Annotated in this window: 20 protein-coding genes and 1 pseudogene; 12 read left to right on the top strand and 9 right to left on the bottom strand. The window is 72.2% G+C overall.

The genetic code is table 11. From position 1 onward, the window contains the following. Positions 1-24 precede the first annotated feature (24 nt). Positions 25-795 carry a hypothetical protein gene (locus AB0C33_RS00730; RefSeq protein WP_358282288.1) on the bottom strand — a complete coding sequence of 257 codons (771 nt, stop codon included), beginning with the start codon at positions 793-795 and terminating at the stop codon, positions 25-27. 20 nt (positions 796-815) lie between these two features. After that, positions 816-1,631 (bottom strand): hypothetical protein, encoded by an 816-nt coding sequence (locus tag AB0C33_RS00735; RefSeq protein WP_358282290.1) that lies wholly within the window; start codon positions 1,629-1,631, stop codon positions 816-818. A gap of 353 nt (positions 1,632-1,984) precedes the next feature. Between AB0C33_RS00735 and sucC the strand changes: the two genes are divergently transcribed. The 3 genes from sucC (at position 1,985) to AB0C33_RS00750 (ending at position 5,882) form a co-directional block, all read left to right on the top strand. Next, a complete protein-coding gene (sucC, locus tag AB0C33_RS00740) occupies positions 1,985-3,166 on the top strand; it encodes an ADP-forming succinate--CoA ligase subunit beta (protein ID WP_352323902.1) in 1,182 nt (393 codons plus the stop codon). A gap of 3 nt (positions 3,167-3,169) precedes the next feature. Continuing rightward, a complete protein-coding gene (sucD, locus tag AB0C33_RS00745; protein ID WP_125644468.1) occupies positions 3,170-4,045 on the top strand; it encodes a succinate--CoA ligase subunit alpha in 876 nt (291 codons plus the stop codon). Positions 4,046-4,244: 199 nt separating this feature from the next. Then, positions 4,245-5,882, top strand: a complete 1,638-nt coding sequence (locus tag AB0C33_RS00750; protein WP_358282292.1) for a DUF6350 family protein — start codon at positions 4,245-4,247, stop codon at positions 5,880-5,882. 13 nt (positions 5,883-5,895) lie between these two features. Here the strand turns inward: AB0C33_RS00750 and AB0C33_RS00755 are convergent, their stop codons facing one another. After that, positions 5,896-6,315: a hypothetical protein gene (locus tag AB0C33_RS00755; RefSeq protein ID WP_352323906.1), complete on the bottom strand. Its 420-nt coding sequence runs from the start codon at positions 6,313-6,315 to the stop codon at positions 5,896-5,898. 76 nt (positions 6,316-6,391) lie between these two features. Between AB0C33_RS00755 and purN the strand changes: the two genes are divergently transcribed. From purN to AB0C33_RS00770, 3 genes are all read left to right on the top strand, one after another. Next, complete coding sequence (purN, locus tag AB0C33_RS00760) at positions 6,392-7,021, top strand: phosphoribosylglycinamide formyltransferase (RefSeq protein ID WP_352366616.1); 630 nt, start codon at positions 6,392-6,394, stop codon at positions 7,019-7,021. Beyond that, entirely contained in the window at positions 7,018-8,562 is a 1,545-nt protein-coding gene (gene purH / locus AB0C33_RS00765) for a bifunctional phosphoribosylaminoimidazolecarboxamide formyltransferase/IMP cyclohydrolase (RefSeq protein WP_358282295.1), read from the top strand. The genes purN and purH overlap by 4 nt, the downstream gene beginning before the upstream one ends. 128 nt (positions 8,563-8,690) lie before the next feature. Then, positions 8,691-8,867 (top strand): hypothetical protein, encoded by a 177-nt coding sequence (locus AB0C33_RS00770; protein WP_352323910.1) that lies wholly within the window; start codon positions 8,691-8,693, stop codon positions 8,865-8,867. A gap of 130 nt (positions 8,868-8,997) precedes the next feature. On the opposite strand, the gene AB0C33_RS00775 is transcribed toward AB0C33_RS00770, so the two are convergent. Next, positions 8,998-10,494, bottom strand: a complete 1,497-nt coding sequence (locus tag AB0C33_RS00775) for an FAD-dependent oxidoreductase (RefSeq protein ID WP_358282297.1) — start codon at positions 10,492-10,494, stop codon at positions 8,998-9,000. A gap of 362 nt (positions 10,495-10,856) precedes the next feature. Here AB0C33_RS00775 and AB0C33_RS00780 point away from each other — a divergent pair, with 362 nt between their 5' ends. Beyond that, positions 10,857-11,342: a MarR family transcriptional regulator gene (locus AB0C33_RS00780; RefSeq protein WP_358282299.1), complete on the top strand. Its 486-nt coding sequence runs from the start codon at positions 10,857-10,859 to the stop codon at positions 11,340-11,342. Between the two features lie 132 nt (positions 11,343-11,474). After that, entirely contained in the window at positions 11,475-11,636 is a 162-nt protein-coding gene (locus AB0C33_RS00785; protein ID WP_358282301.1) for a hypothetical protein, read from the top strand. A gap of 125 nt (positions 11,637-11,761) precedes the next feature. On the opposite strand, the gene AB0C33_RS00790 is transcribed toward AB0C33_RS00785, so the two are convergent. Beyond that, on the bottom strand, positions 11,762-12,664 hold the full coding sequence (locus AB0C33_RS00790) for an ROK family protein (protein ID WP_358282303.1): 903 nt from the start codon (positions 12,662-12,664) through the stop codon (positions 11,762-11,764). A gap of 247 nt (positions 12,665-12,911) precedes the next feature. Between AB0C33_RS00790 and AB0C33_RS00795 the strand changes: the two genes are divergently transcribed. Then, positions 12,912-13,757: a bifunctional methylenetetrahydrofolate dehydrogenase/methenyltetrahydrofolate cyclohydrolase gene (locus AB0C33_RS00795; protein ID WP_358282305.1), complete on the top strand. Its 846-nt coding sequence runs from the start codon at positions 12,912-12,914 to the stop codon at positions 13,755-13,757. Between the two features lie 76 nt (positions 13,758-13,833). After that, complete coding sequence (locus AB0C33_RS00800) at positions 13,834-14,985, top strand: C45 family peptidase (RefSeq protein ID WP_358282307.1); 1,152 nt, start codon at positions 13,834-13,836, stop codon at positions 14,983-14,985. 6 nt (positions 14,986-14,991) lie between these two features. On the opposite strand, the gene AB0C33_RS00805 is transcribed toward AB0C33_RS00800, so the two are convergent. Both AB0C33_RS00805 and AB0C33_RS00810 read right to left on the bottom strand, forming a co-directional pair. Continuing rightward, a complete protein-coding gene (locus AB0C33_RS00805; RefSeq protein WP_358282310.1) occupies positions 14,992-16,575 on the bottom strand; it encodes a thiamine pyrophosphate-dependent enzyme in 1,584 nt (527 codons plus the stop codon). Further along, positions 16,572-16,795: pseudogene (locus tag AB0C33_RS00810) on the bottom strand (ABC transporter ATP-binding protein); the annotation flags it as partial. The pseudogene AB0C33_RS00810 and the gene AB0C33_RS00805, both read right to left, overlap by 4 nt. Before the next feature lie 109 nt (positions 16,796-16,904). Between AB0C33_RS00810 and AB0C33_RS00815 the strand changes: the two are divergent. Then, on the top strand, positions 16,905-17,675 hold the full coding sequence (locus AB0C33_RS00815; RefSeq protein WP_358282314.1) for an IclR family transcriptional regulator C-terminal domain-containing protein: 771 nt from the start codon (positions 16,905-16,907) through the stop codon (positions 17,673-17,675). Between the two features lie 28 nt (positions 17,676-17,703). On the opposite strand, the gene AB0C33_RS00820 is transcribed toward AB0C33_RS00815, so the two are convergent. Together AB0C33_RS00820 and AB0C33_RS00825 are read right to left on the bottom strand one after the other, a co-directional pair. Beyond that, positions 17,704-18,576 (bottom strand): MurR/RpiR family transcriptional regulator, encoded by an 873-nt coding sequence (locus AB0C33_RS00820; RefSeq protein WP_352328557.1) that lies wholly within the window; start codon positions 18,574-18,576, stop codon positions 17,704-17,706. Beyond that, positions 18,561-19,991: a glycoside hydrolase family 3 protein gene (locus AB0C33_RS00825; RefSeq protein WP_358282316.1), complete on the bottom strand. Its 1,431-nt coding sequence runs from the start codon at positions 19,989-19,991 to the stop codon at positions 18,561-18,563. Before AB0C33_RS00825 ends, AB0C33_RS00820 begins: the two co-directional genes overlap by 16 nt. A gap of 205 nt (positions 19,992-20,196) precedes the next feature. Between AB0C33_RS00825 and AB0C33_RS00830 the strand changes: the two genes are divergently transcribed. Continuing rightward, positions 20,197-21,609 (top strand): family 10 glycosylhydrolase, encoded by a 1,413-nt coding sequence (locus AB0C33_RS00830; protein WP_358282318.1) that lies wholly within the window; start codon positions 20,197-20,199, stop codon positions 21,607-21,609. Positions 21,610-21,677 lie beyond the last annotated feature (68 nt).

The following is a 21,677-nucleotide window of genomic DNA, read 5'->3' on the forward strand; positions in this document are numbered from 1 at the left end:
GGGGATTGTCGACAGCTCGGCGGCTCAGTCGAACAGGCCGAGCGAGCTGGTGGAACCGTCGGGGATGGCCTGGCGGAGCTTCTCGGCTCTCGCCCGCTTCTCGGCCATCAGGTCCTTGTAGGTGATGACCTCGTCCACCGGAGGGGCCTTGACGCTGACCTTCGCGCCCCAGCCCGAGAGCCGGGTCTCGACGAGGCTCCGCGAGCCCGGGATGAGGCTCTGGCCGGTGACGACGCGGTCGGGCAGCGCCTGGGCGTTCAGGCCCAGCCGGTAGCGGAACCCTTCGTACGCGCCGGCCCCGCGCGCCTGCGCGAGCGTCAGCGCGCCCTGGCGGAGGCCGTCCTTGACGCCGGCGGCATGCGAGACCAGGGCCTTGAGCGTCCTGGGCGCCAGCACGTCGACCGGCTGGGCCGAGGTGATGACCTTGCCCTTGAGGTGCTCCATGAGCACCCACGTCCTGCCCATGGGCAGGACGTCGGCCAGGTCGGCCGCCTGCACGTAGACCTTGCCGCCGACGCTGATCCAGCGTTGCCGGCTGTCGTCCTTGCCGATCGTCCTGAACACGACGTCGGCCGCGACGGGCCCGGACGCGCCGAACTCCACGGAGCCGGCCATGCGGGTGACCTCGCCGTCGCGCGGACGCTTCGACTCGGTCCGCGCGGTCTCGGAGATCGTCACCCCGCGGCCGGGGACGAACTGCCGCTTCAGGGCGCTGACGGGGTCCACGGCCGCCTGTGCGGGGACGGCCGGGATGAGTGCCGCGGCCGTCACCGCGGCCGCGAGCAATCGCTTCATGAGTGTCCTTAGGAGGGGGGCTACCTGATGCTGCCCAGGGAGTTGAGGGAGCCGTCCGGGATGTCCTGCGGAACGGCGCTGTCGTCGGCGAGGTCGGCGATGTCGGCCACCTGGTCGGCCGGCGGGGCCTTGACCTTGACCTTGGCGCCCCAGCCGGTGAAGCGGGTCTCGGTCGTGCTGTGGCTGGCGCCGAGGATGCCGAAGTCGAGGGTCCAGTCGCTGACGACCCTGGTGACCAGGCCCTTGGAGTTCACGGCGAGCAGGTACGAGACCTTGACCTTGGCGATTTTCTTTTCGACGCTCTGGCCGTAGATCTTGCCGAGTTCCTTCACCGTGACCGAGCCGCGGTAGATCCCGCCCTTGGTGCTCGCGGCGTGGGAGACGAGCATCTTCAGCACCTTGGGCTCGAAGACGTCCAGCATCTGGTTGGAGGTGCTCATCCGCAGGCCGGTGTCGGGGTAGCGGACCCACTTCTTGCCCTCGGGCAGGCCCTCGCTGTAAAGGCCGCCCTGCGCATATACGTGCTTGCCCACGGTGATGGTCCGCGACGGCAACAGCGACGCGTACAGGTCGGCGTTCTTGCCGGTGCTGCGATTGCGTACGTCCGAGGCGACGATTCCGGACCTGCCGAACTCCAGAACGCCGGACGTCTTCATGGTTCCGGTGCTCTTGCCGTCCATCGAGGAGCGGGACGTCTCGGTGAACCGTACGCCGTGTCCGGCGACGTACTGCTTCTTCAGCGCCTTCGCCGGATCCGCGGGCGCGGCCTGGGCCGGGGTCGCGGTCACGAGCGCCGCCGCGGAGGCCAGGGCCAGGCCCGCGATAATTCGCTTCATCCGATTCCTTCAGATCAAGAATGAGGGGAGCAGGAATCCTGCCAATTGAAGATCACGACCATATATCGACAGACACCGCATAAGGCAGCGAATTGGTGCACTTTCGGTGCAGAGGAGGACATGGTGAAGTGAGATCACCGTCACATAGCGGAAGAACCGTGCCCCGATGACCTGTGCAGGTCAAGCTTGGGGCTAGGCTTCACTGGCGGAAACGCCCGGCACGCACCCCTGAGCGTAGGAGCTCGCCGTGAGAGAGCGAGGCACGAAGCCGACACGAGCGGCGAGCGGACGCGACCGTCAGCGCAGTTGCCCGGGCCGTCGAACATCAGTCGGATAAGCAAGGACGGACCCTCGTGGACCTGTTCGAACATCAGGCGAAGGAGCTCTTCGCTGACTACGGCATCCCGGTGCCACGCGGCATCGTCGCCAACACCGTGGAGGAGGTGCGGGCGGCGGCTGAGGAGCTGACCGGCCGCGTTGTCGTCAAGGCCCAGGTCAAGACCGGCGGTCGCGGCAAGGCCGGCGGCGTGAAGGTGGCCGACGACGCCGCCGACGCCGTCGAGAAGGCCACCGCCATCCTCGGCATGGACATCAAGGGCCACACGGTCCACAAGGTGCTCGTGGAGGAGGCCAGCGCGATCGCGGAGGAGTACTACTTCTCCTTCCTGCTCGACCGCGCCAACCGTACCTTCCTCGCGATCTGCTCCGCCGCCGGCGGCATGGACATCGAAGAGGTCGCCCACAGCACGCCCGAGAAGGTCGCCAAGGTGCCGGTCTCGGCCCTCGACGGCATCGACCGCGCCAAGGCCCGCGAGATCGCGGTGGCCGGCGGGCTGCCCGAGAAGTCGCTCGACGGCGCCGCCGAGCTCATCGAGAAGCTGTGGCACTGCTTCGTCGACGAGGACGCCACGCTGGTCGAGGTCAACCCGATGATCCTGTCGGCCGACGGCCAGGTGAAGGCCCTCGACGGCAAGGTCACCCTCGACGAGAACGCCGGCTTCCGCCAGGCCGACCACGAGGCGCTGGCCGACAAGGCCGCCGAGGACCCTCTGGAGGCCAAGGCCAAGGAGAAGGACCTCAACTACGTCAAGCTCGACGGCAACGTCGGCATCATCGGCAACGGCGCGGGCCTGGTCATGTCCACCCTCGACGTGGTGGCCTACGCGGGCGAGGCGTTCCCCGGCAAGCCGTCCCCGGCGAACTTCCTCGACATCGGCGGCGGCGCCTCGGCCGAGGTCATGGCCGCGGGCCTGGAGATCATCCTCTCCGACCCGAGCGTCAAGTCGATCTTCGTGAACGTCTTCGGCGGCATCACCGCCTGCGACGCCGTGGCCAACGGCATCGTCTCGGCGTTCAAGCTGCTGGAGAGCCGCGGCGAGGCCGTGACGCACCCGCTGGTGGTCCGCCTCGACGGCAACAACGCCCAGCTCGGGCGGCAGATCCTGGCCGACGCCGCGCTCCCGCGGGTCGAGCTGGTTGACACGATGGACGACGCGGCCAAGCGGGCCGCCGAGCTCGCTGCGGTAGGTGCGTGAGTCATGGCTATCTGGCTGACCGAGAACAGCAAGATCATTGTTCAGGGCATGACCGGCGGTGAGGGCACCAAGCACACCCGCCGCATGCTCGCCTCCGGCGCGAAGGTCGTCGGCGGCGTCAACGCCCGCAAGGCGGGCATCACGCACGAGGGCCTGCCCGTGTTCGGCACGGTGAAGGAGGCCATGGAGCAGACCGGCGCCGACGTGTCGGTCGTCTTCGTGCCGCCGGCCCACACCAAGGCCGCCGTCAAGGAGGCCGTCGACGCCGAGATCCCGCTCTGCGTCGTGATCACCGAGGGCATCCCGGTCCACGACTCGACCGAGTTCTGGGCGTACGCGGTGGCCAAGGGCAACAAGACCCGCATCATCGGGCCCAACTGCCCCGGCATCGCCTCGCCCGGCGCGTCCAACGCCGGCATCATCCCCGCCGACATCACCACCGCCGGCCGCATCGGCCTGGTCTCGAAGTCCGGCACGCTGACCTACCAGCTCATGTACGAGCTGCGCGACTTCGGTTTCTCGACCGCGGTCGGCATCGGCGGCGACCCGGTCATCGGCACCACGCACATCGACGCGCTCCAGGCATTCCAGGACGACCCCGACACCGACGCGATCGTGATGATCGGTGAGATCGGCGGCGACGCCGAGGAGCGTGCCGCGGCCTACATCGAGCAGCACGTCACCAAGCCGGTCGTGGCCTACGTCGCGGGCTTCACCGCCCCCGAGGGCAAGACGATGGGCCACGCCGGCGCCATCGTCTCCGGCTCGGCCGGCACCGCCCAGGCCAAGAAGGAGGCCCTGGAGAAGGTCGGCGTCCGCGTCGGCAAGACCCCCTCCGAGACGGCCCGCCTGATGCGCGAGATCATGCAGTCCCGCTAGTCACGCTGGGAAAGCCCCGCCTGGCCGCCGCCATGCGGGGCTTTTCCATGCCGCCGGGCGTCCCACGGCCCGCCGGGCGGCGCGTAAAGGGCGGGGAAAGGGCGCGAGGCGCGTTCGCGGGGGTCTCGCGGCGACAAAGTGGACCCGCTGCGGCGCGTCAACCAAGCGATGGTTGGGAAAGATTGAGAAAATCACATCTGTGACGGCCATTCTCGACCAGTTGCGTACCGCCCCCAAGTCGGTGCTCGGCAAGCTCCCCGGGGTCTCGACCGACGACGACGAGACGAGGCGGCCGCTACCCGTGTCGGGCATGCTCGCCGCCGCCTGCACGCTCGGCGTCGGCCTGGCCGTGCTCACCACGCTCACCCTCGTCGGCTGGATCGCCGCGCCGCGCGGCACGCTCGGCGCGGGCCTGCCCGGCGTGTTCCGCGCCGCGGCGCAGCTCTGGCTGGCCGCGCACCACGCGGGGTTCGCGATGCCCGGCGGCCGGGTCGGGCTGCTGCCCCTCGGACTGATGGTGCTGCCCGCCTTCCTGCTCTACCGCGCCGGCCGGTGGATGGCCCGCGACGCCGACCTGCGGCTGCGCCTGCCCGCCCGGCTGCCCAAGAACAGCCCGCGCGAGCAGGCCAACGCCCGCCGCCGCGCGCAGCTCGTGCTGGTCGGCCAGGCCGGCGTCTCGCTGGCGGCCCCCTACGCGCTGCTGGCCGGGCTGATCGCGCTGGTGGCGAGCAACGAGATCACCCAGCCGTTCATCGGCGAGGCGCTGCTCAGCCACTTCGTGCTGGCCTTCCTGGCGGGCTCGCTGGCCACCGCGCGCATGATCGGCCCGTGGCGGATCATGCTCAAGCTGCTGCCCGAGCGGCTGCGGGCCGTCACGGTCGGCACGGCGGTCGCCACCACCGCTCTGCTGGCGTCCGGGCTGGGGCTGGTGCTGGTCGCGGTCGTGCTGAACTTCGGCCAGGTCAGGGACCTGTCGAACGTGCTCGCGCCGGGCTTCGTCGGCGGTGTGCTGCTGTTGCTGCTCCAGCTCCTCTACCTGCTCAACGCCGTGATCTGGGCCTCCTCCTACATCGCCGGCCCCGGCTTCGCCATCGGCGCGGACACGCTGGTCGCCCCGACCGGCGTCGAGCTCGGCACGGTGCCGAGCCTGCCGCTGCTGGGCGCGCTGCCCGAGAGCGGGCCCGTGCCCGCCTGGATGATGGCGGTGATCGCGCTGCCGTTCGCGGCGGGTGCGGTGGCGGGCGTGTTCGTGGCCCGGATCTCGCCCTCGCATTCGTACGAGGCCGCCCCCCTGTGGGGCTTCCTGACCGGCGTCTCCACCGGCCTGGTCGCCGGCCTGCTGGCCGCGCTGTCCGGCGGGCCCATCGGCGGCGGCCGGCTGTCGGCGATCGGCCCGTCCCCCTGGGAGGTGGCCCTGTCGGTGGCCCTGGAGGTGGGCGTGGCGGCCGGCATCTCGGCGGGCGTGGCCAACCTGCTGCTGCTCAACAAGAAGGCCCGCGCGCCGCTCGACAAGGCAGCCGCCCCGGTCCGCAAGGCGGGGGCGGCCATCGCCAAGGCGGCCAGCAAGGTCGGCCTGGCCGAGTCCGACCCGCGCCCCCTGCCCGGCCACTGGATGGACGCCACCGAGGCCGACACCCAGGAGATCCCGGTCATCAGGGACGACTGGCAGGACGAGCACGCCTCCGCCGAGGCCGAGACCCTGGCCCAGGCCCGCCCACGCCCGGCCGAGCCCTCGGACGGCCCGGCCCGCCCGCCGCGCAAGGACATCGTGGACGAGTCCGACGACCGCGGCGGCCACGTCATCTACGTCGACCCCTACGCCTGGGACCGCGACTAGGCGGCGCGCGGGGCTAGGACTGCATCGCCCCGAGCAGCTGGAGGACGTCGGGCGGCAGCTTGCGCTGCGCGGCGTCCCTGAACTGGGTGAAGCACTCGCCCTGGGCCGAGACCGTGCCCGCGCCCTTCATGCACTCCTGGTAGGCGGAGTATTCGTCCATCAGGTAGAGCTGCATCCCCGTGGCCATCGCCGACAGGGCCAGCGCGATGGAGGAGATCGTGATGCCGCCGACGGCCGTGCCGGTGGGCTTGTGGGCGCTGCGCAGCCGCGGCAGCGCGCGGATGCCCGACATGAGCGCGAACAGGGCCATGACCAGGCCGGCGAGCGGCAGCATGAACGTCATGGCCAGCGCCGCGATGGACAACCAGATCGCACGGCGACCCGCTGAATCGGCGGGCTGCTGACCCGCCGGTGCCTGCACCGGTGTCGACACCTGACCTCCTCTGCGTCGCCGGGCGAGGAACAGATACCCTGTCAGCCCCACCCTGTTTCCATTCTTTGGAGTGTGCGTGTCAAAGGCTGGGCGGCTCGTCGTCCTCGTCTCCGGCTCTGGAACCAACCTACAGGCCCTGCTGGACGCTTCCGCCGACCCGTCGTACGGTGCGCGCGTGGTGGCGGTGGGCGCGGATCGGGACGGCATAGAGGGCCTGGCCAGGGCCACCAGGGCAAATGTCCCGACGTTTGTTGAAAAACTGGGCGATCATGCGACTCGGGCGGACTGGGATGCCGCTCTCGCCGCCAGGATCGCATCGTACGAGCCCGACCTGGTGGTGTCGGCGGGCTTCATGAAGATTTTGGGCGCGCCCACGCTCGACGCCTTCCCCGTGCTCAACACCCATCCGGCGCTGCTGCCGTCCTTCCCCGGCGCCCACGGCGTGCGCGACGCGCTGGCCCACGGGGTGAAGGTGACCGGCTGCACCGTGATGCTGGCCGACGCGGGGATCGACACGGGCCCGATCGTCGCCCAGGAGGCGGTGCCCGTGCTGCCGGACGACGACGAGCCGGTCCTGCACGAGCGCATCAAGACCGTCGAGCGCCGCCTGCTCGTCGACATCGTCGGCCGGATGGCCCGCGAGGGCTGGACGGTCAGCGGACGCACCGTCCGCATCGGCAACCAATCAGGAGGGGAAAGCACGTGACTCGCATCGCCATCCGGCGCGCGCTGATCGCTGTCTACGACAAGTCCGGGCTCGAAGAGCTGGCCAGGGCACTCGACGGCGCCGGCGTGGAGATCGTGTCGACAGGCGGCACGGCCGCCGCGATCGCGTCCCACGGGATCCCGGTGACCAAGGTGGAGCAGCTCACCGGCTTCCCCGAGTGCCTCGACGGCCGGGTCAAGACGCTGCACCCGCGCGTGCACGCCGGCCTGCTGGCCGACCTCACCAAGCCCAGCCACGTGGCCCAGCTCGACGAGCTGGAGATCGACCCGTTCCAGCTCGTGGTGGTCAACCTCTACCCGTTCCAGCAGACGGTGGCCTCCGGCGCCTCCGACGAGGAGTGCGTCGAGCAGATCGACATCGGCGGGCCCGCGATGATCAGGGGCGCCGCCAAGAACCACGCCACCTGCGCGGTCGTGGTCGACCCCGCCGCCTACGGCGACGTGCTCGCCGCGCTGGACGAGGGCGGCTTCACGCTGCACGAGCGCCGCCGCCTGGCCGGTGTCGCCTACGCCCACACCGCCGCCTACGACGTGGCCGTGGCCAACTGGTTCGCCGGGCCGTACGCGGGCGGGGAGGAGGAGTTCCCCGAGTTCACCGGCGTCGCGTACGAGCGCAAGGCGACCCTGCGTTACGGCGAGAACCCGCACCAGCGCGCCGCCCTCTACACCGCCGGCTCCGGCGGCCTGGCCAACGCCGAGCAGCTGCACGGCAAGGAGATGTCCTACAACAACTACCTCGACTCCGACGCGGCCTGGCGGGCGGCCTGGGACTTCGCCGAGCCGTGCGTGGCCATCATCAAGCACCAGAACCCGTGCGGCATCGCCGTCGGCGCCGACGTGGCCGAGGCCCACCGCAAGGCGCACGCCTGCGACCCCGTCTCGGCCTACGGCGGCGTGATCGCGGTCAACCGCGAGGTCACCGTCGAGCTGGCCCGGCAGATCGCCGACGTGTTCACCGAGGTCGTCGTGGCCCCCGGCTTCAGCGCGGAGGCGCTGGAGGTGCTGCGGGCCAAGAAGAGCCTGCGCCTGCTGCGCTGCCCGGAGGGGCCGTCACAGCCGCTGGAGTTCCGCCGCGTCGACGGCGGCCTGCTGCTGCAGGCGGTCGACCGGATCGACGCCGGCGGCGACGACCCGTCGGCGTGGGAGCTCAAGACCGGCGCGGCCGCCTCGCCCGAGCTGCTGGCCGACCTGGCCTTCGCCTGGCGCGCCTCGCGCTCGGTGAAGTCGAACGCGATCCTGCTGGCCGCCGGCGGCGCCACGGTGGGCGTGGGCATGGGTCAGGTCAACCGGGTCGACTCCTGCCGCCTCGCGGTGAGCCGGGCGGGGGAGCGGGCGGCCGGCTCGGTCGCCGCCTCCGACGCGTTCTTCCCGTTCCCCGACGGGCCGCAGGTGCTGATCGAGGCCGGGGTCAAGGCAATCGTGGAGCCGGGCGGCTCGATCCGCGACCAGGAGGTGATCGACGCCTGTGAGCAGGCGGGCGTCACCCTCTACTTCACCGGCACCCGCCACTTCTTCCACTGATCACCGGTTCATCGGATAAAGGGCAACAAGAGATCACTTGTTGCCCTTTATCCGTTTTGGCGGCGAGCATCGGCACTCCCCGGTTACCCTGATTGCCGCCCTGCTGTGCTGATTCCCCCGGAGTTTCCATGCTCGACGCGACCCTGCATGCCTTCGTGACCATGAACGGCTTCTCGACCAGCCCGTTCGTCCTGCTGGTCCTCGCCTTCATCGGTGCCTACCTCGGCAGCCGGGTCGTCGAGCTCATCCCGTACACCCGCCGGATCATCGAGCGCCGCGAGGCCCGCTTCGCCGAGCGCGACTAGCCGCCGGTTCTCAGATCTGCCGACGGACGCCTCGGCGCGCCGGCGGACCATGGTCCGGCCGCTGCCGCTGCCGCTGCCGCTGCCGTACGAGCGAGATCGTGAAGCACTCGTTCCGGCCCCCGGTAACGCGTCACCGCACGGGACGGACGCCGACGCCGTCGAGGTAGGTCTCGATCGCGCCGAGTTCGGCGGTGCCGACCACGGCCGCGACGTATCCGTCCGGCCGGATGAGCGCCCACTGCTCGGGCGACAGCCCGTACGCGCTCCGGACATGGCCTCCGGTGTCGAGGATGTCGTCGCCGATGACGTGGATGCGCAGGCCCCTGCGCGGTTCTGGGACCGCGGCGTCGCCGGGCTCGTAGCCGAGCAGGGTCCAGTGCGGTCCCTGGAACAGGCTGAACAACCGCGTGGCCGGCCCACCCGCGCCGGTGACGGGGGCGTCGGGCGCGCGGTCGCCGGCCCCCACGCCCTTGTGGGGCTCCAGGCCGGTCAGCGACAGCGACGAGTCCGGGTAGCCGACATCGAGCTGGGTCACCTCGCGGCCCCGGCGCATCTCGCGATTCTTGGCCGCTTCGAGCAGCTTCTCGGACAGGCCGAGGACCGCCTCGGCGACCGGCCGGCGCTCCTCCTCGTAGGTCGCCAGCAGTGACTCCGGCGCGCCGTCGAGCACGGCGGCGAGCTTCCAGCCGAGGTTGTAGGCGTCCTGGATGCTCGTGTTCAGGCCCTGCCCGCCGGTCGGCGGATGGCAGTGCGCGGCGTCCCCGGCCAGGAGCACGCGCCCACGCCGGTAGGCGTCGGCCAGCCGGGCCTGCATCGTGAACACCGATGCCCAGGACACCTCGCGGATCACGATGTCGTCCTGGCCGCCGCGCTCGTGAAGCAGGGCGGTGAGCCCTTCGGCCGAGAGGTCGACGTCCACGTCGAGGGGGACCGGGGCCATGTACTGGAACATGCCGGTGCCGTGGAGCGGGCACAGCGAGACGCTGCGCTCGGGCTGCTCGTTGCCCCAGCGGTGCCAGACGCGCGACGAGGCGCCGTCGGCCCGCACGTCGGCCACGAGCGCCCGCACGCCGAGGGACTTCCCGCGGAACTCGATGCCGAGGGCCTTGCGGACGAAGCTCGATCCGCCGTCGGCGCCGACCAGGTAGGCGGCTCGCACGGTCCGCTCCCCGCCGGAGGTGGCCATCCGCGCGGTCACGCCGTCGGGGTCCTGGTCGAAGCCGACGAGTTCGCAGCCGTACTCCGGGGCGTGGCCGAGTTCGGCCAGCCGCTCCCGCAACCGGCGCTCGGTGCGGAACTGCGGAACGAGCAGCGGGATCTGGTACGGCTCGGCGGGCGTCGGCTCCGGCAGGATCCCGGCGTGCCTGTCGACCGGTCCGTCGGGGGTGTAGGTGCGCAGGGGAGGATATTCGCCTCCCGAGGCGACGATCCGGTCGACCACGCCGAGGTCCTCGAACACCTCCTCGGTGCGCGGCTGGATGCCCTTGCCGCGTGAGCCGATGAACGGATGCGGCGCCTTGTCGACCAACCGGAACGCGATGTTCCTGCGGGCGAGATCGATGGCGAGGGTCAGTCCCGCCGCGCCGGAACCACAGATGATCACATCAAGGTCTTCGTTGCGTGCCACGGTTCACTCTCCGTCGGTGGCGGCCGGGCAGGTCGGCCCGCCCGGCGCGAATTTATGTGTATTAAGCACGGAGTATGATCCGCAGCCGGAGCGGCCGTCAAGCCGCGGGCCACGGTCGACGCGGCTTCCTGATCATCAAATGCATCACTTTGAGCTGCTCTTTCGCGTCCAGCTATGCATGGAGAAAACCCTGATCCGGGTGTTGTGATCACGCTGTTCCGGTGCCCGAAAATTATGTGTATTCTGAGCACATCTTCGCGTCCTCGCCGTGCGAAGGAGGCGTCTCCGCCGGTCTGCCGGAGGCTGCCGGTATTCTTGGCACCTCCCCGTCCGCAAGGGCACGTAAGGCATCGGTGGCGAGCATGGCTTCCCAACACCGCCGGCACATCACGTTCCGGCGCCTGCATGAATCGCTCGTCGACCTGATCGCGCTCATGAACCTGCCGCAACGCGACGAGGTCCTCATGGCCGAAGCAGGCATCGATCTCGACCGCGCGTTGTTCAAACTGATCGTCGGAATCCGGCGGTTCGGGCCGATCGGCGTGGTCGAACTCGCCGAACGGGCCGGACGCGACCACACCACCGTCAGCCGGCAGGTGGCCAAACTCGCCGAGCTCGGCCTGATCGAGCGGCGTCCGAACCCGGCGGACCGACGGGTCAAGGAAGCCGTGATCACCAGCGCGGGCCGTCGCGTGACGGACGCGCTTGAGGAGGCCCGGCAGCGGCTCGTCGACTCCGCGTTCGCCGAATGGAGCGACCGGGACCTCGTTCAGTTCGAGCAACTGATGCGCAGGTGCGTCGACGACATGCTCGCCATGTCCGCGGCCGACAAGGAAGAGAGCGGCTAGGGCGTCGAAGCCGGCGGGACGCCCCCGGCCATCGCCTGCTGCGCCAGGTTGTCGACCGGCTCGGCGGCGCCGGGCGTGCCGAGCGCGACCTGCAGGACCTGCTCGCCCCGGTCGACGGTCGCCGATGTCGGGATGGTGGAAGTGACTGCCGGGCGTGAGGCTGCCGGACGGCTCGGCCGCGGCCCGCACCCTGCGGAAGTCGGGACTGGCGATCACCAGCTCGCCGACGAGTTCGCGCAGGTGGACGTCAACCTCGCCGAGATCACCCTCCAGCCCACCGCACAGGCCGTCTGACGCTGCCTCCCGCCCGGCCTAGGCCGGCGCGACCGGGTGGACGCGGAGGGCGGGCGGCGCTCCAGCTCGACGAGCCAGCGCTCAACCTGGTCGAGCCGGCGGCCGGACCGCCACTCGCGGCCGGCTCACTGGCCGGACAGGCGCCAGGCCAGCCGGGCGGCCCCGGCCAGGCCCGCGCGCACGCCCAGCGTGGTCGGCCGCACCCGGACCGCCCGGACGAACGCCAGCCCCGCCACGTCGTCGAGCGCCCGCTCCAGCGGGCCGAACAACACCGCGCCGGCCGCCGACACGCCGCCGCCGATGACCACGGTGTCGAGCTCGACCGCGGCCGCCGTGGAGGCGATCAGGCCGGCCAGCGCCCTGGCGCCGCGCTCGAAGGCCGAAAGCGCCACCGGATGCCCGGCGGACGCGTCGGCGGCCAGCGCCCTGGCGTCGCGGTCGCCGGTGGGCGCCCAGCCGTTCTCCAGGGCCCAGCGGGCCAGGTTGGGGCCGCTGGAGTAGCGCTCGACGCAGCCCCGGCCGCCGCACTCGCAGCGCTCGCCGCCGGGATCGACGCTCATGTGGCCGACGTGCCCCGCGTTGCCCGCCGGGCCGAGCAGCGGCGCGCCGCCGATCACCAGGCCGCCGCCGATGCCGGTGGACACGACGACGCCGAGCAGCGACGTGCTGCCCTGCCCGGCGCCCAGCCAGTGTTCGCCGAGCGCCATGCACTGGGCGTCGCCGGCCAGCACCACGGGCAGGCCGGTCAGCCGCCGCAGCTCGTCGCGCAGCGGGAAGCCGCGCCAGCTCGGCATGTTCACCGGGCTCACCGTGCCCGTGGTGAGGTCGAGCGGGCCCGCGCAGCCGACGCCGACGGCGTGCGGTGCCGGGCCCCCGCCGGTCACCTCCGCGACGAGGGCCGCCAGCGCGGACATGACGTCGGCGCGCGGCGTGGGCCGCGCGGCGGAGCGCAGCAGGGAGCCGGCCTCGTCGACCAGCGCGGCGGCGAGCTTGGTGCCGCCGATGTCGACGGCGAGTACGCAGGTCATCCGGGTATGGGTTGGCCGGCCCGGCGGAGGCCGCCGAGGCGTGGCAGGGGGAAGCGGGCGCGCAAGGGGAACCTCCGTGGGACAGGGTGCCGGCGCCCGACACGATATGCCCTTCCTTGATCGATGACAACGATGTCATCGTTTCCCTGTGGACAACGGACGCCGCCTGCCTCCCATCTGTGGAAAAACTGTGGACGGACGCGCGGCCGGTGCCGGGAAGCCGACCAGTCGTGGAAGGATTGACGGCATGAGCGCAGTGAAACTCGACGGCAAGGCGACAGCCGCCAGGATCAAGGCAGACCTCGCGACCCGGGTGGCCGCGCTCAAGGACCGCGGCATCACGCCCGGCCTGGGCACCGTCCTGGTGGGCGACGACCCGGGCAGCCAGATCTACGTCGCGGGCAAGCACCGCGACTGCGCCGAGGTCGGCATCGCCTCCATCCGCGTCGACCTCCCGGCCACCGCCACCCAGAAGGACGTCGAGGCGGCCGTCGACGAGCTCAACGCGTCCCCGGCCTGCACCGGCTACATCGTCCAGCTCCCGCTGCCCAAGCAGATCGACACGATGGCGCTGCTGGAGCGCATGGACCCGGCCAAAGACGCCGACGGCCTCCACCCGGTCAACCTCGGCCGCCTCGTCCACATGGTCGACGCGCCCCTGCCCTGCACGCCCCACGGCATCGTGCTGCTGCTCCAGGAGTACGACGTGCCGATCAAGGGCGCCGACGTCGTCGTGGTGGGCCGCGGCATCACCGTCGGCCGCTCGCTCGGCCTGCTGCTGACCCGCCGCAGCGAGAACGCCACGGTGACCCTCTGCCACACCGGCACCCACGACCTGGCCGCCCACGTGCGCCGCGCCGACATCGTCGTGGCCGCGGCCGGCGTGCCCGAGCTCATCACGCGGGACATGGTCAAGCCCGGCGCGGCCGTCCTCGACGTGGGCGTGTCCCGGGTCCACGGCAAGATCGCCGGTGACGTGGCCCCCGACGTCGAGGAGGTCGCCGGTTTCCTCACCCCCAACCCGGGCGGGGTCGGGCCGATGACCCGCGCGCTGCTGCTGTCCAACGTCGTGGAGGCGGCCGAGCGTTCCTGAGTGATCGGGGGATGAAGCCCTGATGGGGGGAATGGGAAGAAGAGCCAGCCCTACCCCCATCACGGAAGGCCGATTCATGGACACCCCGCTCATCGCTGTCGAGGGCACCTACGAGGAGATGGGGGCCGAGGTCGGTCACCGTACCGCCGACCTGGTCGCGCGGAGCGTCGAGACCTACCTGCGGCGGTTCCGCGACAAGTCCGGGCTCTCCTCGGCCGACGTGCTGCGCTGGGGCCAGACCTTCCTCGACGTGGCCAGGGCGTACGACCCGAGCATCGCCGCCATGCTGGAGGGCCTGGCGGCGGGCGCGGCGCAGCCGGTCGAGCACATCGCCGCGCTCAACGCCCGTACCGAGCTGCTCGACGGCACCGGCTACCACGACGACGGCTGCACCGCGCTGGCCGTCCTGCCCAAGTACACCCGCGACGGCCACACCCTGCTCGCCCAGAACTGGGACTGGCATCCCGAGCAGGGCGCGGTCACCTTCCTGCTGGCCACCCGCGACACCGAGGGGTTCGCGGTGCTCACGCTGGCCGAGGCGGGCATGCTCGCCAAGTCGGGGCTCAACTCGGCGGGGCTCGGCGTGTGCGCCAACCGCCTGCAGTCCGACCGCGACCAGGCCGGGGCGGGGGTCCCGTACCACTTCCTGCTGCGGGGGGTGCTGCAGGCCGACCGCATGAGCCGGGCCCACCGCAAGGTGCTCGACGTGCCGCGCGTCTCCTCGGGAAACCTGCTCATCGCCGACGCCGGAGGCGAGGCCATCGACCTGGAGGTGGCTCCGGGCGCGTTCGGCGCGCTGCTGCCGCGCGACGGCCTGCTCACCCACGCCAACCACTTCGAGGCCGAGCTGCCGCTGGAGGACATGAAGGCGGCCAGGTCCGGCCTGACCCTGCTGCGCCCCGAACGCGTGCGCCACCTGCTGGAGGACACCGCCGCCGAGCGCGCGGTCGGCCTCGAACACGTCGTCGCCGCCCTGCGCGACCACTACTCCTTCCCCGACGGCGTCTGCCGCCACCTCGACCCCGACGCCGGCCCGGCCGAGGAGTGCCACACGGTCTACTCCGTCGTCATGGACCTCGACGCCCGCGAGCTGGCGATCGCCGGCGCGCCGCCGTGCGCCCGCCCGTACGAGCGGTGGGCCCTGGACGAGGTCTTCAAGCCGGACGCCACCCCCGAGCTCTGCTTCGACCCGGCAGCCGACGACGGTCGCCGCCCTCCGGCCTGGTGAGCCGGCTCACGGCCGGAAGTCCCGGTCCACGGCCACGGTGACGTCGAGCAGCAGGGGCTCCTCGCGGGCGGCCAGCGACGGGATCACCTCGTCGAGCACGGCCCCCAGCTCGGCGGGGCCGTCCACCCGCCGGGCGGGGCAGCCCAGCGACCTGGCCAGCGCGGCCATGTCCACCTCCGCGAACGGCGGCCAGGGGGCCTTGCCGCCCTGCCGGTCGGCCAGCCGGTCCATGACCGCGTAGCGGCCGTTGGCGAGCACGACGAACAGCGCGCCCACCCGGTAGTGGGCGGCGCTCCACAGGGCGTGCACGCCGTACAGCGCCGAGCCGTCGCCCACGACCGCGACCACCGGGCGTCCGGGCAGCGCCATGCGCAGGCCGACCGCGGCCGGCACGGCGAACCCGAGCCCGCCCATGGCCGCCGAGACGAAGCCCAGCGGGTTCCTGGCCGGGACCAGCCGGTGCAGGTCGGGACGGGACGACGGGGTCTCCTCCAGCAGCACGACGTCGCGGGGCAGCCGCCGGGCCAGCTCGCGCAGCACGTACGCGGGCCGCAACGGCTCCCCGCCGGGCACCTCAGGAGCCGGGGCCGGTGGAACGGCCGCCGCGGCGGCGGGACGGGCCGGCAGCAGGGCCGCCAGCCGCTCGCAGACGGCCCCCGGCGGGGCCAGGACGGCGAGGTCGGCGGGGCTCCGGTGCGCCTCGGCCGGGTCGTCGGTGACCACGGCGACCGCCGTCCCCGGCTCGACCAGCGGCCCCGGCGCGTACGGGTACTGCCGGAACACCGGCGCCCCCACGGCCAGCACGACGTCGTGCGGCGCGAGCACGGCCCGCAGCCGCTCCCGGTCGGCCGGCAGCACCCCCGCGTACTGCGGATGGTCCTGCGGGAACCCCGCCAGCGCCCCGAACGACTCCTGGAACACCGGGCACGCCAGCCGCTCGGCCAACCGCACCAGCGGCCCCCAAGCCGCACCAGCCCCCGCCACGATCGCCGGCGACCGCGCCCCGGCCAGCAGCTCGACCAGCGGCGCCAAGCCGGCGTCGGGCACGGCGGCGGGCCGCAGCACCCGGGCCGGGGCCGCCGGGGTCTCGCCGGCGAAGGGCGCGTCCCAGTCGTCCATCGGCACCACGACCAGGGCGGGGCCCCGGTGCGTGACCGCCTCGTGAAAGGCCCTGGCCAGCGCGCCGGGCACGTCCTGCGCCCGCACCGGCTGGTCGGTCCACACCGGGTAGTCGCCGGCCAGCCCGGCCAGCCGCCCGGCGAGGAACGGCTCCAGCGCCAGGTGCCGCCGGTCCTGCTGCCCCACCAGGACGACCAGGGGCGCCCGGTTCACCCGGGCCGTGGCGAGGGCGCCCACCGCGTTGCCCAGCCCGGCCGTGGTGTGCAGCACGGCCAGCGCGGGCTCGGCGTGCCCGATGGCCCAGCCGGTGGCCATGCCGACGACCGAGCCCTCGTGCAGCGCGAGCACGAAGCGGAGGTCGTCCGGCAGGCCGGTCAGCAGCGACACCTCGGTCGAGCCGGGGTTGCCGAAGATCGTCGTCAGGCCGTACCGCCGCAGCACCTCGAACGCCGCCGCCCGAACTGTGCTCATCGTGCCCCTCTCGCCTGCTGGATCCGCCGGTAGAACTGCCCGCGCAGCTCGCCGGAACGCGGCAGCGACCGGGTGGTGAGCTGGTCCCGGTCGCGCGGCAGGTCGATGGCCAGGTTTTCCAGGTCGGCCCTGGTCTGCGCGTCCACGGCGGCGAACGGCTCGTCCATGAGCAGGACCTGCGGCTCGCCGCGGCCCGCGCGATCGCCGCATGCTGCTGCATGCGACGCACGGCTGCTCCTAGGTGTTCGCTTTGCGCACAGGTATTCTCTGTCCGAACAGCTCCATATGGCGGAAACTACGCCCTTGTCGGCTTCTGTCAAGGGATCACCATGGTCGATCATGTGCAGTCGCTGGCCAGAGGGCTGGCGGTGATCCGCGCGTTCAGCGCCGCGGCGCCCGAGCTGACGCTCAGCCAGGTGGCGCGGGCGACCGGCCTCAGCCGCGCCGCCGCCAGGCGTTTCCTCATCACGCTGGCCGACCTCGGCTATGTGCGCAACGACGGCCGGCTGTTCGCGCTCACCCCGCGCGTCCTGGAGCTCGGGTACGCCTACCTGTCCGGCCTGTCGCTGCCCGAGGTCGCCGGCCCCCACCTGGAACGCCTGGCCGCCGAGGTGCACGAGTCCGCCTCGGTCGCGGTGCTCGACGGCGAGGACGTCGTGTACGTCGCCCGCGTCGCCACCGCCCGGATCATGAGCGTGTCGATCAGCATCGGCACCCGCTTCCCGGCCTACTGCACGTCGATGGGCCGGGTGCTGCTGTCCGCCCTGCCGCCCGGCGACCTGGACGACTACCTGGGACGGGCCGCGTTACGTGTGCTGACCTCCAGGACCGTCGTGCGGCCCGACGCGCTGCGGGCCGAGCTGGAGCAGGTGCGCCTGCGCGGCTGGGCGATGGTGGACCAGGAGCTGGAGGAGGGCCTGCGGTCCGTCGCCGCGCCCGTACGCGACCACGCCGGCCGTACGGTCGCCGCCGTGAACGTCTCCACGCACGCCGGCCGCACCAGCCTGCACCAGGTCAGGACGGGGCTGCTGCCGGAGCTCCTGGCCACGGCGGCGCGCATCGAGGCCGACCTGGCGAAGGTCTCGGTGACCCGCGCCTGACGCCCTCCTGCCGGTCGCCGATCGTCCGTCACCGGTTGCGGTAGCGGTCGGTCGCGTCGCGGGTGGCCCGGATCGCCGCCTCGGCCCGGTCGTAGGTGCGCTGGGCCAGGCCGACGAAGATGCAGTCGACGATCAGCAGCTGGCTGATCCGGCTGGCCAGCGCGCCGGGCCGGAAGGCGGTCTCCCGGCCGGCCGACACCAGCGTGTGGCTGGCCAGGTCGGCCAGCGACGAGCGCGGGTTGTTGGTGATGGCCACGATCAGCGCCCCCGCCTCGGCCGCCGTACGGGCCGGGACCAGCACGTCGGGCGTCTCGCCGCTGCAGCTGATGGCCACCGCGACGTCGCCGTCCCGCAGCAGCGCCGCGCTGGTCAGGGCCAGGTGGGCGTCGCTGAACGGGTGGCTGGACAGGCCGATGCGCAGCAGCTTCTGCGACATGTCGGCGGCCACCAGCCCGGAAGCCGCCACGCCGTAGACGTCCACCCGCCGGGCCACCGCGATGGCCTGGACGACCTCGCCGAGCTGGTCGGGGTCGAGCTGCGCCGCCGTGTCCGCCAGCGCGTCGGACTCCGCCCGCGCCACCTTGGCGATCACGTCGGTCAGCGGGTCGTCGGGGGCCAGGTCGCCGGGCACCAGACGTTCGGGCTGCTTGGCCACGGCGGCGGCCAGCGCGAAGCGCATCTGCGAGTAACCGGCGAAGCCGAGCGCCCGCGCGGTGCGCACGATCGTCGCCTCGCTGGTGCCCGACACCGCGCTGAACTCGGTGATCGTGCTCCGCACGACCAGCCCCGGGTCGTCCAGGATGATGCGCCCGATGGCCTGCGCCGCCGGGGTCAGCGACGGCAGCACCGCCCGCACGGTGGCGACCGGGTTCGCGGGCTCGGTGTTCAACGGGTCAGCCATTCGGCCGCCGCCTGCGCAGAGACGCGGGAGATGCCGTGCGTGGCGAGGTGGGCGGCCCCGACGGGCGCGTCGCTGATGCCGGTGTCCACCACGATCGCGTCGGGCCGGACGGCCAGCGCCCGCGCCAGCGCCTCGCGCACCCACGGATGCCGGGCCGTGTCGTGCACCACGAGCACCACGGGACGGTCGTCGAAGGCGGGCAGCTCGCCGCCGCGGTCGAGGCGCACCCTGGCGGTGTTCGGCAGCCGGGCGGCCAGCGCCGCCGCGATGCCGGTCGGCGTGGCGGGATCGACCGCCTGGTTGAGCCGGGTGTTGACCTCCACGACCAGCGGCCCCCGGTCGAGCACGGCGGTGCCGGTGGTGGTCAGCGCGGCCCTGGCGGCCTCCAGGCCGACGCCCTCGTCGATGTCGGCGCGGGCCTTATCGCGCAGCTCGGACCGTTCGGCGTACCAGGTGGACAGGGCGAGCACCCGGCCGGCCGCCTCGGCCAGCCGCTCCTCCGCCAGCCGGCCCGTGCGCACCGCCTCGACGATGGCGTCGCGCATCTCGTGCAGGCTGCGCTCGTCGGCCCGGCCGGCGCAGATGGTGTCGACGCCGGCGGCCAGCGCGCGCACCGCGATCTCGCCGGGGCCGAACATGGCGGCCACGGCCTGCATCTCGATCGCGTCGGTGACCACCACGCCGTCGAAGCCGAGCTCGCCCCTGAGCAGGTCGGTCAGGGCGCTGTGGCTGAGCGTGGCGGGCATCGCCGGGTCGAGCGCGGGCACGAGCAGGTGGCCGGACATGATCGAGCGCACCCCGTGCGCGATGGCGGCCCGGAACGGCGGCAGGTCGCGCTCGTCCAGCACCGCCCGCGAGGCGTGCACGGTGGGCAGCGCCAGGTGGGAGTCGGTGGTCGTGTCGCCGTGCCCCGGGAAGTGCTTGGCGCAGGCGGCCACGCCCGCGCCCTGCACCCCGGCCACGTATGCGACGGTGTGCCGGGCGACCAGCTCGGGGTCGGGCCCGAACGAGCGCACGCCGATGACCGGGTTCTCCGGGTTGGCGTTCACGTCGGCGGAGGGGGCGTAGTCGAGGGAGATGTCGAGTTCGGCGAGCATCCGGCCGATCTGCCGGCCGACCCGCTCGGTCAGCTCGACGTCGTCGGCCACGCCCAGCGCCCGGTTGCCGGGGAAGGAACTGCCGGCGAGCACTTCGAGCCGGGTGACCGCGCCGCCCTCCTCGTCGATCGCGACGATCGCGCCGGGGTTCTCGGCGCGCACCGAACGGACGAGCTGCTCGCCGATGGAGTTGCGGGCGAACAGGATGACGCCGCCCAGGCCCTCGCCCAGCGCGCGGCGCAGCCAGTCGGGAGGCGACGTCCCTTCGAACCCCGGCTGGAGCACCGTCATCGCAAGTCGGACCAGCTCTGCGCTCATGCGGCATTTTCCTTCACGGTTGTTGATCTGAAGGTAATTTTCTGTCATCGTCGCCCTCGACACAACCATTGTCGAGAGGCCACCCCCCATGCCCAGCAGAAGGACTCTCCTGAAGGGTCTCGCTCTCGCCGCCGCCGCGTCAGCCGTGCCGCTGCCGGCCTTCGCCCAGGCAGACTACGTCCCCCCGCTGCGTCAGATGCGCGGCATGTGGATCGCTTCCGTCGTCAACATCAACTGGCCCTCGAAGCCGGGGCTGAGCGCCGACGAGCAGAAGGCCGAATACCTCGCCTGGCTCGACGTGGCCGTGCAGCGCAAGCTCAACTCCGTGTTCGTGCAGATCAGGCCGACCGCCGACGCGTTCTGGCCGTCGCCGTTCGAGCCCTGGTCGCAGTACCTGACCGGCACCCAGGGCCAGGACCCCGGCTACGACCCGCTCGGGTTCGCCGTGGAGGAGACCCACAAGCGCGGCCTGGCCTTCCACGCCTGGTTCAACCCCTACCGCGTGTCGATGCAGCCCGACCCGAGCAAGCTGCACCCCGATCACCCCGGCCGCAAGAACCCCGACTGGATCCTGCCGTTCGGCGGCAAGCTCTACTACAACCCGGGCATGCCCGAGGTCCGCAAGTTCTGCCAGGACGCGATGATGGACGCGATCACCCGCTACGACATCGACGGCCTGCACTTCGACGACTACTTCTACCCGACCAACACCACTGCTTTCGACGACAGCGCCGCGTTCGCCAAGTACGGCGCCGGCTTCCCCGACCTGGCCTCCTGGCGACGCAACAACGTCGACCTCATGGTCAGCGAGATGCAGCAGCGCGTCCTGCAGGCCAAGCCGGAGATCGCCTGGGGCATCAGCCCGTCGGGCATCTGGCGCAACAAGGGCACCGACCCGCTCGGCTCCGAGACCAACGGCGGCCAGTCCTACGACAACCTGCACGCCGACACCCGCGGCTGGGTCAAGAAGGGCTGGCTGGACTACATCGCGCCGCAGCTCTACTGGTACATCGGGCAGCCGCCGGCCGACTACTCCAAGCTCGTCCCGTGGTGGTCGGACGTGGCCGCGGGCACGAACACGCTGCTGTGGATCGGGCAGGCGGCGTACAAGGCGGGCGACCCGGCCCAGGCCGCCGAATGGCAGAAGCCGGACGAGCTGTCCAGGCACCTGACGCTCAACCGCGCCCACCCCGAGGTCGGCGGCGACATCTGGTACAACGCCAACGACGTCAAGGTGGACCGGCTCGCCTCCATCACGACCGCCGTCAACGACCACTACCAGCGGCCCGCGCTCGCGCCCGTGCTGCCCCGCCTGGCGAACGGCGAGCCGCCGCGCCGCCCGGTGGTGGCGTACGCGCTGCGCCGCACCGGCGGCGTCGAGGTGCGCGTGGTCGCCACCGGCCGGGACGAGCCGTTCCAGTTCGCCATCTTCCGCTTCCCGGACGAGGCCGGCCAGAACGCCTTCGCCGACGCGCGCAACCTGGTCGCGGTCGTGCCCGCCGACCGCCAGATCCGCTGGACGGACCCCGACGGCAAGCGCGGCGACCACTACTACGCGGTCGCCGTCGACCGGGCCAACAGGACCAGCAGGCCCAGCCACGGTTTCCGGGTGATCTGAAGGACACCGGTGAAGGAACGCTGACCTCCGGCGACGAGCGCATGGCTCACCAGCGCGCGTCGCCGGCA

Origin of the sequence: Nonomuraea sp. NPDC048881 (genome assembly GCF_040649795.1) — a bacterium.
Lineage (GTDB): Bacteria > Actinomycetota > Actinomycetes > Streptosporangiales > Streptosporangiaceae > Nonomuraea.

Coding starts and splice junctions, on each gene's coding strand:
- AB0C33_RS00795 (WP_358282305.1), top strand. CDS start 12,912: ATGAGCGCAGTGAAACTCGACGGCAAGGCGACAGCCGCCAGGATCAAG.
- AB0C33_RS00790 (WP_358282303.1), bottom strand. CDS start 12,664: ATGACCTGCGTACTCGCCGTCGACATCGGCGGCACCAAGCTCGCCGCC.
- AB0C33_RS00800 (WP_358282307.1), top strand. CDS start 13,834: ATGGACACCCCGCTCATCGCTGTCGAGGGCACCTACGAGGAGATGGGG.
- sucD (WP_125644468.1), top strand. CDS start 3,170: ATGGCTATCTGGCTGACCGAGAACAGCAAGATCATTGTTCAGGGCATG.
- AB0C33_RS00730 (WP_358282288.1), bottom strand. CDS start 795: ATGAAGCGATTGCTCGCGGCCGCGGTGACGGCCGCGGCACTCATCCCG.
- AB0C33_RS00770 (WP_352323910.1), top strand. CDS start 8,691: ATGCTCGACGCGACCCTGCATGCCTTCGTGACCATGAACGGCTTCTCG.
- AB0C33_RS00825 (WP_358282316.1), bottom strand. CDS start 19,991: ATGAGCGCAGAGCTGGTCCGACTTGCGATGACGGTGCTCCAGCCGGGG.
- AB0C33_RS00780 (WP_358282299.1), top strand. CDS start 10,857: ATGGCTTCCCAACACCGCCGGCACATCACGTTCCGGCGCCTGCATGAA.
- AB0C33_RS00830 (WP_358282318.1), top strand. CDS start 20,197: ATGTGGATCGCTTCCGTCGTCAACATCAACTGGCCCTCGAAGCCGGGG.
- AB0C33_RS00785 (WP_358282301.1), top strand. CDS start 11,475: ATGGTGGAAGTGACTGCCGGGCGTGAGGCTGCCGGACGGCTCGGCCGC.
- AB0C33_RS00820 (WP_352328557.1), bottom strand. CDS start 18,576: ATGGCTGACCCGTTGAACACCGAGCCCGCGAACCCGGTCGCCACCGTG.
- AB0C33_RS00815 (WP_358282314.1), top strand. CDS start 16,905: ATGGTCGATCATGTGCAGTCGCTGGCCAGAGGGCTGGCGGTGATCCGC.
- AB0C33_RS00805 (WP_358282310.1), bottom strand. CDS start 16,575: ATGAGCACAGTTCGGGCGGCGGCGTTCGAGGTGCTGCGGCGGTACGGC.
- AB0C33_RS00735 (WP_358282290.1), bottom strand. CDS start 1,631: ATGAAGCGAATTATCGCGGGCCTGGCCCTGGCCTCCGCGGCGGCGCTC.